The sequence below is a fragment of the Lachnoclostridium phytofermentans genome (assembly GCF_000733755.1).
In the GTDB taxonomy this organism is placed as follows: Bacteria; Bacillota; Clostridia; order Lachnospirales; family Lachnospiraceae; genus Lachnoclostridium; species Lachnoclostridium phytofermentans_A.
Genome location: NZ_JPOF01000007.1, coordinates 25178 through 44554, shown reverse-complemented (window position 1 = coordinate 44554; position 19377 = coordinate 25178). Strand labels below are relative to the sequence as shown.

At 34.1% G+C, this 19377-nt stretch carries 17 protein-coding genes; all 17 read right to left on the bottom strand.

Annotated features, from left to right (window positions below):
• Nucleotides 1-448: 448 nt before the first annotated feature.
• The 17 genes from CC92_RS0116105 to CC92_RS0116025 all read right to left on the bottom strand — a co-directional run bounded on the left by CC92_RS0116105 (nucleotide 449) and on the right by CC92_RS0116025 (nucleotide 19238).
• Nucleotides 449-799, bottom strand: a complete 351-nt coding sequence (locus CC92_RS0116105) for a DUF2200 domain-containing protein (protein WP_029501613.1) — start codon at nucleotides 797-799, stop codon at nucleotides 449-451.
• Between the two features lie 29 nt (nucleotides 800-828).
• Entirely contained in the window at nucleotides 829-2730 is a 1902-nt protein-coding gene (locus CC92_RS0116100; RefSeq protein ID WP_029501614.1) for an HD domain-containing protein, read from the bottom strand.
• Nucleotides 2731-3198: 468 nt separating this feature from the next.
• Nucleotides 3199-5040, bottom strand: coding sequence for an FAD-dependent oxidoreductase (locus CC92_RS0116095; RefSeq protein WP_029501615.1), 1842 nt, complete (start codon nucleotides 5038-5040; stop codon nucleotides 3199-3201).
• Between the two features lie 252 nt (nucleotides 5041-5292).
• The gene (locus CC92_RS0116090) at nucleotides 5293-6519 is read right to left on the bottom strand and encodes a MerR family transcriptional regulator (protein ID WP_029501616.1); all 1227 of its coding nucleotides are present in this window, start codon (nucleotides 6517-6519) and stop codon (nucleotides 5293-5295) included.
• A gap of 216 nt (nucleotides 6520-6735) precedes the next feature.
• A complete protein-coding gene (locus CC92_RS0116085; protein ID WP_029501617.1) occupies nucleotides 6736-7083 on the bottom strand; it encodes a DUF1048 domain-containing protein in 348 nt (115 codons plus the stop codon).
• A complete protein-coding gene (locus CC92_RS0116080; protein WP_029501618.1) occupies nucleotides 7083-7457 on the bottom strand; it encodes a DUF1048 domain-containing protein in 375 nt (124 codons plus the stop codon). Before CC92_RS0116080 ends, CC92_RS0116085 begins: the two co-directional genes overlap by 1 nt.
• A 4-nt stretch (nucleotides 7458-7461) precedes the next feature.
• Nucleotides 7462-7782: a PadR family transcriptional regulator gene (locus tag CC92_RS0116075; RefSeq protein ID WP_029501619.1), complete on the bottom strand. Its 321-nt coding sequence runs from the start codon at nucleotides 7780-7782 to the stop codon at nucleotides 7462-7464.
• Between the two features lie 516 nt (nucleotides 7783-8298).
• Nucleotides 8299-8988 carry a DNA alkylation repair protein gene (locus CC92_RS0116070; protein WP_197035808.1) on the bottom strand — a complete coding sequence of 230 codons (690 nt, stop codon included), beginning with the start codon at nucleotides 8986-8988 and terminating at the stop codon, nucleotides 8299-8301.
• A gap of 465 nt (nucleotides 8989-9453) precedes the next feature.
• Nucleotides 9454-9675: a leucine-rich repeat protein gene (locus CC92_RS0116065; RefSeq protein ID WP_029501621.1), complete on the bottom strand. Its 222-nt coding sequence runs from the start codon at nucleotides 9673-9675 to the stop codon at nucleotides 9454-9456.
• Nucleotides 9676-9851: 176 nt separating this feature from the next.
• Nucleotides 9852-10895 carry an FAD:protein FMN transferase gene (locus CC92_RS0116060; protein ID WP_155998658.1) on the bottom strand — a complete coding sequence of 348 codons (1044 nt, stop codon included), beginning with the start codon at nucleotides 10893-10895 and terminating at the stop codon, nucleotides 9852-9854.
• Between the two features lie 109 nt (nucleotides 10896-11004).
• On the bottom strand, nucleotides 11005-12045 hold the full coding sequence (locus CC92_RS0116055; RefSeq protein ID WP_029501623.1) for a hypothetical protein: 1041 nt from the start codon (nucleotides 12043-12045) through the stop codon (nucleotides 11005-11007).
• A gap of 208 nt (nucleotides 12046-12253) precedes the next feature.
• Nucleotides 12254-14146 carry an alpha-glucosidase gene (locus CC92_RS0116050; protein ID WP_051650586.1) on the bottom strand — a complete coding sequence of 631 codons (1893 nt, stop codon included), beginning with the start codon at nucleotides 14144-14146 and terminating at the stop codon, nucleotides 12254-12256.
• The gene (locus tag CC92_RS0116045; RefSeq protein ID WP_029501625.1) at nucleotides 14139-15512 is read right to left on the bottom strand and encodes a glycoside-pentoside-hexuronide (GPH):cation symporter; all 1374 of its coding nucleotides are present in this window, start codon (nucleotides 15510-15512) and stop codon (nucleotides 14139-14141) included. The genes CC92_RS0116050 and CC92_RS0116045 overlap by 8 nt, the downstream gene beginning before the upstream one ends.
• A gap of 124 nt (nucleotides 15513-15636) precedes the next feature.
• Entirely contained in the window at nucleotides 15637-15897 is a 261-nt protein-coding gene (locus CC92_RS0116040) for a hypothetical protein (RefSeq protein ID WP_155998587.1), read from the bottom strand.
• The gene (locus tag CC92_RS0116035) at nucleotides 15894-16436 is read right to left on the bottom strand and encodes a glycoside hydrolase family 36 N-terminal domain-containing protein (RefSeq protein WP_162175534.1); all 543 of its coding nucleotides are present in this window, start codon (nucleotides 16434-16436) and stop codon (nucleotides 15894-15896) included. The genes CC92_RS0116040 and CC92_RS0116035 overlap by 4 nt, the downstream gene beginning before the upstream one ends.
• Nucleotides 16437-16680: 244 nt before the next feature.
• Nucleotides 16681-17820: a DHHW family protein gene (locus tag CC92_RS0116030; protein WP_051650587.1), complete on the bottom strand. Its 1140-nt coding sequence runs from the start codon at nucleotides 17818-17820 to the stop codon at nucleotides 16681-16683.
• 11 nt (nucleotides 17821-17831) lie between these two features.
• Nucleotides 17832-19238, bottom strand: a complete 1407-nt coding sequence (locus tag CC92_RS0116025; RefSeq protein WP_029501629.1) for an MBOAT family O-acyltransferase — start codon at nucleotides 19236-19238, stop codon at nucleotides 17832-17834.
• Nucleotides 19239-19377 lie beyond the last annotated feature (139 nt).

Here is a 19377-nt window from a genome sequence, read left to right as displayed (position 1 = left end):
TTTTTAGCTTAGTATTTGATTCTTTGGTTTTTGGGGTTTCGCTACGATTTTCAATAGTTCAACGAATCATAATATCATCTAACAACTTCCTTCACAAATTTAGTTTAATATTTTAAATATCAAATAGTCACAATAATATAGTTCACTCACCGCCTCATTAACATCTATTATATACCATCATACATTGAGTTTTCCTTGTTTTCAATTAAACCTATGTTAATTTTTCCCTACCAACACTTTGAGCGCTAACTCTTCATTTACTTCTATTCTGTCTTCGATAATGATTGTATTAATGTCTAAACCTATCCCTAAGTATACTAAACTGACCAGAAAAATAAGATACCATCTCTAAAGACAGTATCTCATCTTGTATTCTTTCACTAATTAACCAAATTAAACCCTTATCAGGAATTTAGTAAAGATAGTTTTCTATCATTAAATTAAGATATTATTTCCGTAGAATTTTATCCATCGCTTTCCCCTTAGCTAACTCATCGATCAACTTATCCAAATAACGAATTTCCTTCATCGTCGGTTCTTCAATATCCTCTACTCTTATCCCGCAAACCACACCTTTGATGAGAGCTCTGGATGGATTTAACTTCGGAGCATTCGCAAAGAAGGTCTCAAAGTCCGTCTGCTTTTCTAGTTCCTCTAATAACTCTTCCTCGCTATATCCTGTCAGCCAACAGATAATTTCATCCACTTCTGTTTTGGTACGTCCTTTTTTTTCAGCCTTCGTAACATAATGGGGATAGACACTAGCGACACTCATTGTATAAATACGATGTTTCGTCATGGTACACCTCGCAAATTCCTTTTTTTATACTACATTTGAAATCTTTTTATTATCTCTTCGCCAATCCTTTTACCGATGCAACCTAATAGTTCTTCTCTCTTCTCCTTTAGAACCCCATCCACGTCTTTTGCTAAAATGTAAATATAAAAGACTGGCAGATAATCGGAGTCGAGTTGTAAAATGTCCGCAATTCCGCTGATATCCTTTAAGGTAGAGATCGTTCCCTTATGATTATAGAAATAAATTGGAGAATCTAATCCAATCGAAATCCTTTTAAATAAAGTAACCGTATCATAAGTCTTAAGCTCGGTAACAATATTGTTTGTTTCCACTTTTACGATTTCACTTACCATGTGTTCAAAGTCATTGATTTTCATTTCCTTACAATATCTATGAATATAAGATAAAATAAATCCAGACGAATTTTTTATTGTGTTCTCTAACAATTGATGAATTAGTTCTGTACATCGCTCTTGACGAAATAGTTGATTTTCTTTCTTTAGAAATTCTTCCAACACATCTTTTTGTTTCATAAGCTCTATCTTCACAGCATCATCAATAATCTTAAAATTCTCACTCCGCTTTATTAAAGAATGATACCTCTTGCTATTACGCAGCAGTTCTGCAAGACGTTGTGCTAACACAAAATCTCCAGAGCCTTCTTCAATTTCATCATTATGATAATATTCTGTATAATAAATCTGCCTAAGTACTGTCGTTAGCCAGGAATCATTCCATTGAGAAAGTGCATTGGCTTTGATTGCTGACTTTTTATCACCTAGTGGAAACCAAAGTCCTGAGATATTAAATGGAATCAATACTTCGTTGTCACTAGGTTTCTCCAATACTGTTTCACTTAAATATTTTTTCACTAAATCCTTTACGATTCCTTCTAAAATATAATCAGATTGGATGACTCTATGATGATAAATAATATCTTTATAGCTATTGTATCTACGCTTAACAAAATCCTCGACTGAGCTTACTGCTTTTAATGGAACACAGAAAAAAACCTCTCCATTCTCCACAATCAACTGCATATCATTAATAATTCTGCTATACTCTATCTTTCCAGCATCCTTCCCTGAGTTGATTACATCTCTCGTCGCATAATCCAGACGGTCTCCATCCAAACTAGAGTCAATAATCCTATGAAGATATTTAAATGCCCCATCCTCAGCAAAAATACTTTTTACACTTTCTAGTACAAGTAGTTCAAATAAATTCTCATCGTAGTTCTCATCCTTCTCTGAAATCGGTACAATAATTTTACTTAAAATTCCCTCACTGATTTCATCACCCATTTGTTCGTGTAATTTTCTATCACCTTCAAAGTATTTCGACATGATTTCAATAAATTCTTTTGCATTTTCCCTATCACTAATTGCTTTATATTTATATTCCAGATAAACATCCTTCAATGCAAATTCAACGATATGACTAAATGGAGGATGTCCAATATCATGTAACAATGCTGCTGCCCGGATAGACTGAATGAGAATAAGATGCATGATTTTATACTGATCTGGAATATTGTTCGGTATTAGGGAATGTCTCAGCTTATCTTGTTCAATCTGTGGCATCGCTTCTGGAAGTCTGCTACCTAATTTTTCTTCACATACATCCGACTGCTGTCTTAATCTATCTAAAATCGTGGCATATTCTCTATCATAGATTGCAAAGAATTCACCAAGCGTGGAATCCGTTGCATTCAGTAACGATTGAAAAAACATATCGGAACAAAGTTTCATCGTACCAATGGAGTGTTCAAAACGTTTTGTTCTATTGGTTGGAAAGGTAAGATATACTGTAGAATTTTGATATACATCATGGAGACGATTAAAACCAATGGTTGAGACAATTCTTCTTTCATATTCAGTTAATGCAATCATTCCATGAATGGAATCGTTCAAATAAATGCCTTTTTTCATATCAAACCTCCTACTATTTTGTATCTATTATAAAGTATCTCCACTTATAATTCTACTGATTCCAGAATATTTCCATCTAATTTAACTCACCTTCGCAATATTAGGGGTTCGTCTTAAACCATAGTTTCTTCTCTATTCTTCCCTTCATGTTCTGTTGGTTTATTTTTTACTTATCTTTCGTATATACACCATTCTTTTCCCTAGGAACCATACTATAGCAATTACTATACAACATACAAAATACTTATTTAATCAATGCATCAAGACTAACAAGTAGCTTAATAGGATACACTTCTATAAAATATTAAGATATAAGGCATACCATCGGGATGAAAGAACTTTATTCTAACAGAAAAAAGGCACTAGGACTTACATCCTAGTACCACTTTCTCTACAGTCATAACTATGAAAACCTGTTTTCAAACTATATTACTTAAATATCTAAGAATTCTAAACTGCATAAAATACTTATTTCAAATTCTTAGCCGCATGCTCTCCTGCCAAACGTCCACTTGTCATCGCAAACTGAACTGCGCTTCCTGACATATATACTTGATTGTATAAAACTTTGTTTGCGTTCTCACCTACCGCATATAAATTGTTGATAATCGTGCCATCCTCACGTAACACACTATAGTTTTCGTCTGTTTTTACTCCTGCAAAAGTTCCCATAGTCTTAGGATATATCTTAACCGCATAATATGGAGAAGTCGTAACTGGTACTAAGTAATCCTTGTGTTTACCCATGGCATCTTGACCTGTTTCTACACCTTCCTGAAACGTTTGCATTGTGTTAACAAAAGTATCTACTGGTACACCCATAGCTTCTCCAAGCTCTTTTATACTTTCCGCTTTTACCACTTCGTCTGTTGGCATCGCTGCTTCTAAGGTTTTTACTACATCAGCATTTATCTCCGCAGAATCTAAGATTAACCAGGACGCCTCTTGTTCCATGATTTTATTCGTTGCTATTGCATAATGAATTTCTTCACTTGTAAAACGCTCACCTTTTTCATTGACATAAACTTTTGTCCAATCCATACCAAGTGCTCCGGTACCTGCAACCTTACTTCCGATTCCAAGTCCAATTACCCAAGGTTCTTCATAAAGCGCTGCTCCTACTTTTTCTGCCATAAGGATCCCATCACCAGTACTTCCGGCAGCTGCAGCACTAAGCTCAGCACTACCTGCAGCAGCTGGAATGAATCTCTCTAGTAGTTCTTCACTCTTAGCAAATCCACCAGCAGCTAAAATGACCTTTTTGGCATTAATTTTTATCTTACCATCTTTTCCTTCTGCTATAACACCGATTACATTCCCTTCGTTATCTGTGATTAGCTCAGTTGCAGGTGTTTCTGTTAGTATTTTAACATCCTTCCCTAAAATGAAGCTTTCCACACTCTTAACTAACGTAGTTCCACCTTTCGTACTTTTATCACTAAAGGCAAAATGAAGTCTTCTTACTGGATCAAGACCAAACCCTTGGATACTTACATATTCATGGCCAACATAGTCAACTAGCCATTCCGTTGTGATTACTGCTTCATCCATAAATTTATCTACAGCAGCATAATCTGGGTACTTTCCATTTGGATTGCTTGTTGCCTGACGTTCCTTCCATAGCTCCATCCATGATTCTTTCGTATCTTCAATTCCCTCTGCTTCTTGAAACTTCGTACCAGTTGCAGAAATTCCTCCGCCAGAGAGACCTGTGGAACCGCCAATCATAGCAAGTTTTTCTAATACAATAACCTCTGCTCCATGTTGTTTTGCAGAAGCTGCAGCAGCTAACCCAGCTCCACCTGCACCAATCACGACTACATCCGTCGTCATTTCAGTTTCCTCTTTTGAATGATTTTGGGAACTTTCTTTTGTTTTTAATGCTTCTACATTCCCACCGGCTTGCGAAACACAGTCTTCAATCGCTGCAAGGATTGCTTTCGATGATATTGTAGCACCTGTTATCGTATCCACGTTTAAGGTTTGCCCACTAACAATTTCCTCTGGTATTCGTTCCAGTGCTGGATCACTAATTCCTGCAGATTCGACATGCTCTAAAATCTTTATAGCTACAATAGAATCATTGGAAAACTCTACTTCCAGCGTTAAATCACCATTATGTCCCTTCGTCGTTGCTTTGTATGTCCCTGCCTTATATGCAGACAAAGACTCCCCTTCGTTGGTTTCCGATCCAGTTTGATCCTGTACCTCAGTATTTGCTGGTGAACCTTTTTTGGAACAGGCTACTAATCCCATGATTAAAATCATGCTCAACAGTACACATAGAACTCTTTTCATTTTTCTTTTCATCAAATCTCTCCTTTTGTCCATATGCTATTCAGACTTAATAGAATAGCTTACTCAATCATTAGAAAAATCATTAGAAATTTACGTTAAAGAAATAACAATCTTTCCTGGTTTTATTCTATATTGTTGTGTAAAGACTATGTCAATCTCTTTTTTTCTCTGATTTCATATAAAAAAAATGAAAACATCGTGCCAACACAATGTTTTCATTTTAAGATTGCTTTCTGTTAAAAAACATGGGGTATAGACCATGGTTTATATTTTCTTTCCAACATAAACATATTGATATTCTTCTACCTGTTTTCCTTTTTTATGTTGTAAATTGTCATGAAACGCTGATGTTATCTCTATAGACTCTAGGAGTTTGACACCCGAAGATGTCATTATTTTTTCTAAGATGATTTCTTTCTTTGCATATCCCTTCTTTTGAGCCTCTAGTGTTTCACTCTCTATTTCTTTTGTCTTACTAAACGGATATGCACCCGCAAAAACACCTTTTTGTTTTAGGTATATAACTGTAAAATCCATCAAATTCTCGTTATATTCTGATTCATAAACATTGGACATAAACAAATCCACGACTACATCAACACTAAACTTTTTGAGTGGTAAATTACCATAATTGCAACAAAAGAATATGAACTTCTTATGGCTATAATATCGTTCTAAATTCTCTTTTAAATGTGTGATTCGGTCGAGATCAAAATCAATCAAGATATAAACGGAATCCTCTGGTAGGTAATTAATATACTGCAATAGGAAAAATCCTACACAGTTAGAAAGTTCCATAATATATTTGGGTTCTTTTTGATATTTCATAATAAAATCAATTAGCTTAGCCATTCCTTTGAAAAGATAGCTAATGTGATTATGAGAAGTGTGCATTAAATACTCTTCTTTCGTTGGCATTGGCTTTCCATCAACTAGCTTAGTACGAACATCCCTCTCATCGATGTAAATACCATCCTTTATTATAGCTTGATACCCACAATCACATTCTACCTTAGCATTGATAATCATATTTTTTTCGATTACACCTGCTGATAAGTTAACACCTTTTTTACACGAAGGGCATACTAGTAACTCTGTAGATGCGATTGGGAAACCAAGTACTTGCTCCTCTTGTTGCCCATATGATTTTATTTCTTCAATTTGCTTGTTCAGATAGCCATTGATTCGATGAAACTTTAAAAGTTCTTCCCTTATGTATTTTTGTTTTTCTTCTAAAATTAAAAGAAATAGCTTACGGGAAAATTCTGTACTAGCGCCGCCAAGTCTTTGAAAAGTTAAAATTCGATGAATATCCGATAAAGAAAAATTCATTTGTTTTAGCTCAATAATTTTCTCGATTTCTTTGCTATCAACTTCACTAAATCTGTATTGACCATCTTTCTTATTTGGAACAAGTAGCTCTTTATCTATGTAATATCGTACTGTATCATGAGTAATTCCGTGCTTCTTAGCGAATTGTCCAATCTTCATCTCTTCTCCTTAAAAGTGTACTATGATATCACTATTCTACCATAGAGCGATACGAGAAAGGAAGAAGTTGTTATGGAATTCTCATTATAAACTTATTACTTAAAGGAACTCAATGTGCTAAGTATGCCTTCTGACAGTTTATCTTACCCCCAAATATTCTTGTAACAAAACAGAGCTAATACATCATTACTTAATGCACTAGCCCTTACATTTCTATTAATCATTATTTGTTCTATATTTATTCAACATATTGCGGTTTAATTTTTCACGATAATTATCGGTCCACTTTTTCGTATCACGTATAAACTCGTCACAAAAACCAGCAACATCTTCACCTGTCACTTCAAGAACATGCTTGCCATCTGCTGCACTTATTTCAAATAACTCTATTAATTCCTGCTGAGTTTTTAACATTTCAGAACCATCTCCCCCGGCAAAACTCCACATGTATCCCTGTATTTTTTCAAATACGAACTTATAATCTTCTGGTAATGCCTCTACCCTAGCCAGCTGCTCTTTGTACTCTTTTTTGTCACCAATCATTTTTTGAATAAGCTTTATCATTATGATCGTCCCTCCTGATTAAATTTTTCCATAATCTCTCTATTTAATTTTTCTCGTGATGTTAAAGAATTAGTAAGATAGGCACTCATAAATTCATCGCAAAACTTATCTACATCACTTCCAATGACATCAATAACCTGTCTTCCATCTGCCGCGCTTGTTTCGAATAAATCTACTAAATCCGTAAACATGGTCATATCCGTAAATATTGTCATGTTACCGCCAGGTCCACCAACAGTATACATATACTTTTGGATTTTTTTAAATGCATAGTGATAATCTTTTGGCAGTGCATCCACTTTCTTCATCATTTGTTTATATTCGCGCTTCTCTTCTAAGTCACCAATTATTAATTTTATAAAATTATCAAGCATTTATTTACCTCTCCTTCAATTGGTTTAATTTTTCAGAAACAAACTCCCATTTTTTCCAGAACTTCTTCAATTCTTCGCGCCCTGCGTCATTTAACGTATAAAACTTTCGTGGTGGTCCCATCTCTGATTTCTTTTTTGTGATTTCAACCAATTTGTTTTTCTCAAGTCGAATTAGTATGGTATAAACAGTCCCATCTACCACATCAGAAAACCCAAGTACATTCAGCCTTTTCGTAATCTCATAACCATATATCTCCTCATGACTGATAATTTCAAGAACACAGCCTTCTAGTACACCTTTTAACATTTCTGTGATATTTTCCAAATAAGCTACCTCCACTATCTAGTAATACTAGTATTAAGTATTACTTAGTACCAGTATATAGTAACACTAGTTAGTTATGTTGTCAATATAATATACCCACTTTTTTACGTTTATTTTTACCCATATACACCAATAATCCCTTGATTGATACCTCACTTCTGAACTTATTTACTTATACTTGCTCATACTTATTCATATTTGCTCATACTTTCTCATACTTATTCATACTTACTCATACTTGCTCAACTAATCCAATTTTCCATATCTACCATTTCACGCACAAATTCAACACCTTCCCCAATTTTTCTGATTCTTTCCTAAAAATAAAAAGAGCTACTAGCTTCCACTAATAACTCTCTCTATTTTGACACAGCCTACAGGACATTAATCCCTCTTTTTGCTTTCCCAATTGCAGTAAAACATCATTATTTACGATGATATTAAAGTAATTAACTCAACAAAATCTATAGCAAATATGATATGTTACTTATCATTTTTTAATGTAGTATAAACATCTTAGCAGATGCATCGTTTTCTTTTTTTACCAATTCGCCCCATATTAATTATCTTCTCCACATAATCCGTAGCAAGTGGTACTTTACAACAGGTATCCCCCATGTAGACATCTACTTTTCCTATGCGCTTTGCAACCTCTAGCGCTTTCTCATTTAAATCAACAACATACGCTCCTACGCTTATAACAAATCCATTCATAGCGTATTTCACTCTATTTCTTTCCTTATGAATACATATCTCTATTGTATCTAAAAGTTCACTGATCTCCTCGATATCAAGGATGCTATCATCCGTGATAGAAATATAATTACTATATGTGCTCCAACCACATGCCGAAACCCTTTCTTGCTCTGATTTTATCCATTCTCTTGCAAGTTCAAGAGCAAATTTACTTTCAGCAGCTACCCCTGCTACAATATATTCTGATATAGCATCACAATAGGCCTGCTCTAGCCATTGTTGTAGTTCCTCTTTCGTGATATTACTCGGATTAATTGATAGTCCTGCAAGGTACATGGCATCATAGTTACCAGTACTATATAATTCTTTACTTAGATTATCATTGTTTTTAACAAACTTAACTAATTTTTTCATATCGCCTATTCGTACGCCAAAGAATGGTTCACGTATACCATGTCTGCCTAATGTCTTTTTTGTTTGTGGTGTTCCTAAGGCTTCTAGTTGTTCCATTATTGTTTCTAAATTCATACTTTCGTTGTAGAGGACTTTTCTGCAAGTTTATTAACAATGAATGTTCACTCATTAATAACAAAAATGTCTGCTCCGCTTTCCTTTCTTAAAAATTCATTTTAAATCTTTTATCTATTAAAATCACTCCCATAATAAATAATAATGATTATCCTGAAAAGTAAAGGTACCAAAATCCTAATGATATTATGTTCCCTAATGTATTTTTGCACGCATAATTATCTGTGATATAAATAAATTGAAATGATTTTTAGATTTTATCAAAACTCTTCATAGTTAGTGACAACTATCAGAAGCTTAACGAACACTATCGTATACAACAGCATAATCAACAAGATGCTTTGTCATCTTTTCATAGATAAACAATGAATGAAAAAAGATGCTAGGGGACTTCATGTGAAGATCCCCTAACACTGTATACAAGATGTAATAAGAATTTTCAGTTGCTTATACTGCTAACATCCTTCTTCTTGTACTATCTTCACTTTCTAATTGACGAAAGCTTTTTGGCAATACAATTTCAACTAATGTCGAAGCACGAAATGCAAGGTCTTCAATAATTACAAGTCCTTCCGGTATCTGAATATGCTTCAAAGATACAGAGGCGAATGCATTGCTAGTAATTAATTTTGTACCATTCTCTACAACTGCATTTACTCCTTTCTTCATAGGAACACCTAAAGCACAAAAAATCTCCGAATGTCGATTATATGATCCTATCTATCTTTCTCCCATCATTATTTAATGCTCTTTCCAAGCTTATACTTTACAATATAGCGTTAAGTAACCTTTATATGATAAGTGTTCTTTACAGAACATTTTCTCGACCTCAAAATGGCAGACCACTATTTTTTTAAAAGATCTTCAAAATTTTCTGTATATATTAATTTCCCATCTTGAAATACCCATAAAGCTTCAACATCATCTAAACTCTCGATGAATGCCTTTCCTTCTTCAAAAGACATATTGAATATAGTTGTTGATAATGCATCTGCTAAACCTGAATCTTTGCAGATTACCGATACAGAGGTAAAGTATTCGGATGGCATTAGTGTTGTAGGATTAATGATATGGTGATATCTTTTCCCATCTACCGTATAATATCGTTCGTAATCACCGCTGGCTACTAAAGATAAATCAGTTATTTCCAATGTAAAAAGGCTTTTTTGCTCTGAATATCTATCTGGATTTTGTATTCCAACACTCCAAAGTTCCTTTTTGGGACCTTTCTTTCCAATAGCACGTACATTTCCACCAACACTGATTAAAAAATTCTTATATCCATTATCCTCCGCTATCTTACATACTTGTTCTGTCGCATATCCTTTTGCAATAGCCCCAACATCAAGCTTCATATATTTATCTGAAAGATAAACAGTAGAATCCATTTCATCAATAATTAGTTTATCAATATCCGTATGTAAGTTAGCCTCTTCTAATTGTTCCATAGGAGGTAACTTAGCACTTTCAGGATTATTTATCCCTTCTTCTCTGTAATCATGCCAAATTTCTAGCACGGAACCCATGGCAATATTCACTCTTCCATCCGATAATTCATAAATGTTTTTAGAATAAAGTAATAAATCAATAATTCGTTGATCTACTTTTACAGGCTTTATTCCTGCATTATCATTAATTGTTTTTATATTATGAATTCCTTCATATTCATTGTATTTGTCATATAGTTGGTGATATTCTTCTAAATTATCATAAATAAGTTGTGAGAAAACCGAAAAATCTTCCTTGGAATCAGAATAACCAACTATTTCAGTTACAGTGTTAAATAGTTCTAGAAATTGGGCACTATATCTATTCTGTTCTTTTGCACTACATGAAGTTGTAGTGATAAGTATTGTAAATAGTAATAATAATATAACTCGCTTTTTCACCAAATTGGTTAACTCCTTTGAAAGGTAAATAAATGTAAGGTCATGCGCCCACCAGGTACAAGAAAAATATAAGAGGTAGGTTCCCTACCTCTTATATTTTTTAAGTTGATTATTTTGCAGTAGTGCAAGCTTTTTCAATTACAGTTAGGAAATCACCAATTGAAACTGTAACAGAACTTGTAAGATCTGTAGAAGTTGGAGCACCAGAATCGTTAAGAGCAATGCCTGTTACTTCACCAACTGTTTTACCAACAATGTAATCTGCGAATGCTTTTGATTGCTCAAACCATTCTTTGCCGATAGGAGATGCACCTTTCATATTATAGCCATCACCTAACTCATTTTTAGTTTGGAATGTAGCTGCTTTATCAGAAGTTATCTTTCCTTCTATAGAGAAATTAATATTTGCTTGTGAAGCATCGATGATACTGCTAGTAATTTTTCCATCAGAACCTAATGTAACAACGCCATAATGTGTGTAAGCTTGAGCTACACCATCTCCATCACCAGCGTTCTTAGTACTTTTTCCAAGTTTGGATATAATTCCTAACCCTAATTTATCACCTGCAGAAGCTCCTAAAGGAACAGCATTAGTAACAGCTTTTTCAACTGCTTCTAACATGCTACCAACTTTCATAGTTACGGAACTTGTTAAGTCTGCAGAAGTTGCAGTACCTTTTTCATCGATGGCAATACCTTTTACTTCATCTAAAGTTTTTCCGATTATGTATTCTGAAAGAGCTGTTGCTTGTTCATTCCATTCTTTCCCAATCGGTGAAGCTTCTCTCATTTTGTATGCGTCGCCAAGTTCGTGTTTAGAAACAAACTCTGCTGCAGGATCAGTTGTAATTTCACCAGTTTTTGAAAACTTGATTTTTGTTTGTACAACATCAATTACACAATCAATGATTACACCATTTTCATCAACAATAACCGCTGCTGCAGTAGAATCTGCTTGAGCAAGTCCGTCGGCATCACCAGCATCCTTTGATGATTCAGCTGATGTAATTACTGCTAAACCTGTTTTAACTCCACCTTTTGTTCCTGTGTCCACATTAGTCTTAGCATCATTTTCGTCTTTTTTTCCACAAGCTGTCATTACCCCCATAGCTAATACAAGACACATAAGTAATACAAGTATTCTTTTCATATAGTCCTCCTTAAATCGTTTAAATTTTGATAAATATTTAACAAAATCTACACTTTTAGAATACCATATTATGTATTTTATTACAATGATAATTTATAAAATATAAAAGAAAATGAAACAAAATCACATTTATGCACAGGATTAGGAAACAAAAAATTCCATTTTACTTCCAATTGTCTATTTATAAAAAGAATGCGTACCTTTATAGTCACCCCACTTTATAAATAGCACACTCATAAGGCCTAAGAACTTCACTAACTCCATTATTATTGGATAATAATAGCTGATATCCATTAATTTTATGGAATCTCTTGTTCGTTCCTTCGCTTAAGTTGCACTCAATATAAAAGCATTCTTCCTCAAACCTACGATAATAGCAAAATAGGTTCTTTTTTTTCACATCTACAAAATCAATCTCACCATATATGAGTGCAATGTTATACTTCCTGAGTGCTATTAAATCCTTATAAAAATGAAGCACAGAGGAGTTATCCTTTAACTGCTGTTCTACATTACAGTCCTTATAATCCTCATCATTTAAAATCCATGGAGTTCCCGTAGTAAATCCACCATGTTCTGAAGCATTCCACTGCATTGGTGTTCTTGCATGATCTCGTGAACCAGCAAGTACCTTAGCAAACGCTTCCCCCTTAGACTTCGTTTCTATCAGTTCTTCATAAAGATTGATACTTTCAATATCACGGATATCTTCAATTGAGTGAAAATTCTTATTCACCGCACCAATTTCCTGGCCTTGAAAGATAAATGGAGTGCCTCGTAGAGTAAATTGAATGGTTGCTAATAATTTGCCTAACACCACACGGTATTCAATCTTTTTATTCACCTTTGATATCATTCTTGGATTATCATGGTTTTCATAAAATAGAGACATCCAACAATGGGAACCATACCCAGTCATCCATTCTACGAAATATTTTTTTAAGTAATTTAAATCATATTCATAGTCATCAAAGCGTACATGACCTGGTGTTTCTAAATGGTCAAAAGAAAATACCATATCAAGCTCTTTTCGGTAGTCTGCGGTTAATAACTTACTCATTTCCATACCAACTCCTGGTGTCTCTCCTACGGAAAATCCATCATAGGGAGCAAATGCGGTTTCTTTTAATTCCCTCAGGTATTGATGAAGATTTGGTCCATAAAAATAATGTTCAATCCCATAGTACCCCATCAGCTGACCTATTTGCTCATTTCCCATTGGAAGCAAAGGCTTTTTTGATATATAGTTAATAACATCCAGACGGAAACCATCGATTCCCTTCTCCATCCACCACCGAACCATTGTTCCAATATCTTTACGCACATTTTCATTATCCCAATTCAAGTCCATCTGCTTTTTAGAAAAGAGATGCAACCCCCATTCGTCTAAGGAATCATAATAATTCCAGGCAGGACCACTAAAAAATGAGGTCCAGTTATTTGGTTCTTTTCCATCCCCTGATTTTTTAAAGAGATAATAATCCTTATACTTTGATTCCTTGTTATGGATTGCATCTTGAAACCATGGATGTTCATCTGAGGTATGATTCACTACCAAATCCATGATAAGGCGCATTCCTCTCTCATGAATCCCGGCTAGTAAAGCATCGAACTCCTCCATCGTCCCAAAGGTATGTAGGATTTCATAATAATTGCTAATATCATATCCATTGTCATCGTAGGGCGATTCATAAATTGGAGAGAGCCAAATCGCATCTACTCCCAAGTCTTTTAGATAATCAAGCTTAGATAAAATCCCCTTTAAATCTCCCTTCCCATCGCCATTACTATCCATAAAACTTATCGGATAGATTTGATAAAATACTGCTTCCTTCCACCACTTTTTTTGGATTGGTGCAGCATTCTCCAATGGTAAATCCTTCTCCGTATTTAAAAGCTCTAGAAAAACTTCAAAAAATTCTTCTCCCAGTACCTTTTTTGTGAGACGCGCAAGAGTTTTAAGTTTTAAATTCGAAACCACCTGATTCGTTAGCAAACTTTCCTTTTTATTCATTTGAAGTAGCAATCGTTTTAATATGTCTCGTCCAATTGGATTTGCATATACCTCTTTTATTTTACTATGTAAGCTTAACTCATTCATGACTGTCACCCCTAGTCTCTAAATCAGAGATAATTTTATCATACAGTTTCTTATCTATCTTATATTTAAAATGATAGACAATATATCCAGCAAGAATACAGATGAGTGGAAAGACAAGCATTGCTATTTTCATAAGAAAGAGCCCTTCTTTTGTCACGTCTGCTGCCGTTTCTGCTTCTTTAATTCCTGAAATAATAACAATAGCACTTACAATACCACTGGCAATTGCCCCTCCAAATTTATTGATGAATGGTTGAATTGAAAATGTCACACTATCATTTCTCTTTCCAAACTTCCAATGCCCATATTCTACCGAATCTGCAAGAAACATTAACATAAGCAGCTGGATAAATGCTTGCCCGACAAATAGTAATATACCTGCAATACCAATAAAGAACATAGAACTCGTTGGTGCAAAGAAGAACACTACATAGCCAACAACAACTAATATCGTAGCAAATTGGTACATCTGTTTTCTCTCAAAATGCTTGCTAATAACAGGAAATATAACAAGTGCTGCAATCTGAGATACTCCTAAAATCATGGCAAATATCGTGTACATTCCCTCATCTCCGTACGCGTATTTAAAGAAGTACAAACCAAATCCAGTTGTCGTCATATAACCAATCATAAATAATGCCATAGCAATGGCTGTAAATAACAGTTGATCGTTCTTAAAGATTGCCTTTACCATTCCTTTTAAGGTCGTGTGTTCTTCCCCACCAGGAATACTTCGATTTTCTTTTACTCCGAATAACGTAATACTTTGCCCAAGCCACATAATAACTACAACAATAATTGCAAATACAAAATATCCTTTTTGCATACTGTTAAGTTTTTCTCCCAGAGCCGTTGTAATTGGCACAATTCCTGCAACCACAAAAAACAAGCCAACATTGGCACAAATTCTTGCAATTGCACCAATTTTTTCTCGCTCCTTTTGATCAACACTTAGAGAAGGAAGCAAGGACCAGTAAGAGATATCGTTGGCAGTAAAACTCATTCCCCATAACAAATAAATAATCCCAAAAACAATAATATAAGGTGCACCACTTAGCTGAAAATCAGTGAAGATTAATACTGTAAAAATACCAGATAAAATAGCTCCAAACGCTATCCAAGGTTTAAACTTACCAAATCTTGTATTCGTATTGTCAACAATAACACCCATCACTGGATCATTTAATGCATCAAATATTCTGGCACATAATACAATAACGGTTATCCACCACAAGGTTTTTGTTGAAACATTAATAATATCGGTTAGATAAAAAATCAAATACATACTTACCATGGAATACACCATATCTCTTCCAATGGTTCCAAGTCCAAAGGTAATGTGGTTCTTGTTTTTGCTTTCTTTCATATGTAACCCTCCAATTTTAGGATATATAGCTTTTTATCATCAACTTGCCTACTACCATTCTCCTATATGCTAATTTAAAAGCAACTCTCAATATTTTAAATGCAATTATATTATTTTATTTACTCTAAATTTCTTTCACCTTATTTTCCTTTACCACATATAAATTTGATCCAAAATCCCCAAGAAGCCTCGTCTGAGTATAATAATAACTTCCCATAAATTGATTATTTAATAGAATTCCTGTTTCAAATAAATCACCGTATCCCTCATAGTGCTCAACACAATCCTTAAGACTAAAAAGTTTATTCACCGTTCGAAGTATGAACCCATTTGGGTCTAATTCGATTGGCAAAATATGCTTTACTAAGCCTCCAACTCGTTTCACAAACAGACGTTGTTCTTTTGTGGTAATAACATAGACTTTGTCTTTTTAAGGCCCAAGATTCTAAGGTAATCATAGCTTTCACTAGCCTTCGCCTGTGTTTGATAAAATCCTGTAATTGTACGGTGTGCTTCCTTACTCCAGCCTCCATCAAAGGTTACCAGCTTATAATTCCGATTAGGAATGTCTACCATCATACTCATGATTCTTCGAAGTGTAATGTCTTTCTCATCCTCATTTTTAAGAACTACTCTTCTTGTAATAATGTTGGTGTTTTCATAAACCGTATAATAAAGCTCTAAGGTCACTTTACTTGATATTTCAGTAAGCGTTATCTCTAAAGTCTCACAATCCTCGTCTTTCCCATAAGACGTTGGTAATGTATCCATTGGGACATATCCTTTCATCACCTTGTGAGATTGATAGATAAAATCGTTCATAAAACTAGCATCCAGCATTTTTACCTCAATTGGACTATGCCTAAAATCTCTTACCTTAATTATAGCATATTTCCAATAAATTGAAAATGATACAAGAGCCAATATATCTAATAAATCTAGATATATTGGCTCCTTCCAAACGCTTTATTCATTTTTTGAAAAAAGGCTTTAAATTAATATGAAAATTTATAAACAATGTTTTCCCGTAACAACTTATATCCCAAAGATTTAGCTAACATCTCCGAAGTCGAATTTGCTGCATCCCAGAAGCACGCTTCGCAAACTTTTCCTTGTCATGAATTAAAAAGCATTACACTCAATAAAAGCGTAATGCTTCTTAATTTAATTATCTCAGAAAATTTGCTGTATTCTTATCCTTCACAAAATTCATTGTATTATATAGCACTAGTACATCTGTAATCCCATTCTCTTCTACAAATGCTTCCACTCCCGCATTATAATAACGAAAATCAATCATATAGGTCTCTTCATAATGGTTAACTGCGAAAGGGACAAAGGAATGAGCATAAGAATCTTTAATCACCAAAAGTCTTCTTCCATTCTTATTATTTGTTTTAACTTGTACCAATGCATTATTTCCGCCCATATAGACAGAATATTTATCTTTTCCCTCTAATTTACTTAGATCATATAAAGTATCCTTTTGATCCGTTAAATTATAAAGTAATTGATAATTCCTATCTTCTTTTAGTTCATATAAGTAAATGTTATCTGGCTTTACCTTGACATTCACTCTGGAATGTAAAGTACCCAAAAACTGATCTGATGCTAAAGTAATGTTAAATTGCTCTTGGCTAAGTGGGGTAAATCCAGCATCTGCTGCCCACTGCTCATATGCATAAAATGCACCTAGTGCAGTCCAGTGATGATCGGTACGATAATAAATATACTCCTCTTTATGTTGAAGCAAGCTATTTCTTACATCAATAAAGGTCCCTTGTGGTAGATCTTTTATCACTTCCTTAATGTAGGCGTCTTGATCATACCCAGTAGCAAAAGGTGGTAATTTATCTTTCAAAACCATCGATGCTGTAGGTACCAACATAACATTTACTCGGTCCTCACCGAGTTTCTCTACATATTTCTTAACAAACTCTGTTAAGCGTTCCTTGTTTCTTTGTGCTTGTTCTTTCTCAACATCACTCTTATCATGTTTTTCAATCAAATAGTTATCTTTTGCAAAATATACAGAATTAATATCCGGCTTAAGCATAGCTCTCTCTGCCATGGTTTTTAGATAAATCCAATTATCTCTAAAAACAAACTGATCATTGATGTATTCGTCTAGCTCATTCATATACTCACCATTGATTAGCTTTTCATTTGTAATGCTCGGTAATTTTGCTAATAAACGATTTTCATTTTCAGAAAAAGTTTTCTCTGGAGTAACGAGATTACATAGGATTAGTACTGACCACAACAAGGCAAAACAATAGAAAAATATTTTGTTATATGTTATTTTCATATACAACCTCCTTAGAATCTAAAATATAGAAACGGATTATAAGTGCTGTCAACAAGATATGCAACACAACCGATAAACACAAAAACATATGCGAAAGTAGCACAGACAAAAACAAATTTCTTTGTTGTTTTTTCCGTATATTGAATCACTTTCTTCAAATGTGGAGTCGAAAAATATGCTGCAAGTACAAAGATGACTCCATAACTTAACAAATAATAGAGAGCTTCGTAATTAATCAATGGTATCCCCTGACCCCCGAACATGCCCATTAGGTAATTCTTAAGTTGATTTAAATCTTCAAAGTAAAAGATTGCCCAGCTGATCATAACCAGAAAAATGGTATATACATGCCGAAAGAAAGAAGGAATTCTATCAAGTACCTTTAACAAGAAATACTTTTCCGCAATTAAGATAATTGCAAAGTATAACCCCCAAAAGATAAAATTCCAGGATGCACCGTGCCAAAATCCTGTCAAAGCCCATACAATGAATAAATTTCTAAGATGCTTTAACTTCGAGCATCGATTGCCACCAAGAGGAATGTATACATAATCACGAAACCAGGAACCAAGTGTTATATGCCAACGACGCCAAAATTCAGTGATACTTTTTGAAATATAAGGGTAATTGAAGTTTTCATCAAAACTAAGTCCGAATATTCTAGCAAGACCAATTGCCATATCAGAATAACCGGAAAAATCAAAATATATCTGAAACGTATACGCTAAAATACCAATCCAATATAATAATACAGAAGGATCTCCCGCACCACCACTGGCTATCTGGCTCCATAATAACCCTACATTATTAGCGATTAATACTTTCTTCCCAAGACCTATGATAAAACGACGCATCCCCATTGAAAAACTATCCTGAGAAAGTATATGATCATCTAAGTCATTTTCTACTGTCACATAACGAACAATCGGTCCTGCTATAATCTGAGGGAACAAGGTAGTATAGGCAAGGTAATTGTAGTATTTTTTTTCACAGCTTGTCGTTCCTCTATATACATCAATCGCATAGGAGATGGACTGGAAGGAGTTAAAAGATACTCCGATTGGAAGGATGATCTCTACAAAGGGAGAATCCATCCCAAACACTCCGAATAGATTACCTAATAGAAAGTTCGTATATTTAAAGAATATTAATACACCTAAATTACTACACACAGAAATTAACATATAAATTCGACGTCGATTTTTATTGTTACGATGCTTTTCCATTAACTTTGCACAAATAAAATCTTCGATCGATAGCAATAACATGATTGGAATAAACCGAATTTCTCCCCATGCATAGAATACAAAACTAGCAATGATCATAACCAAATTTTTTAACTTTTTTGGCGCTAAATAATAAATTATGATTAATGCCGGTAAGAAATAAAATAAAAAAGTGATACTACTAAAAACCATATGCTATTCCTCATTCTTATAACGTTTTATTGTTTTTTGTACTTTTCTGGAACTTAATAATTATTCGTAGGATATAAAATAAAGTTACACTTTTATAAAATTTATATAAACAAACTCACCTGTCATTCTTTAAGTGTTG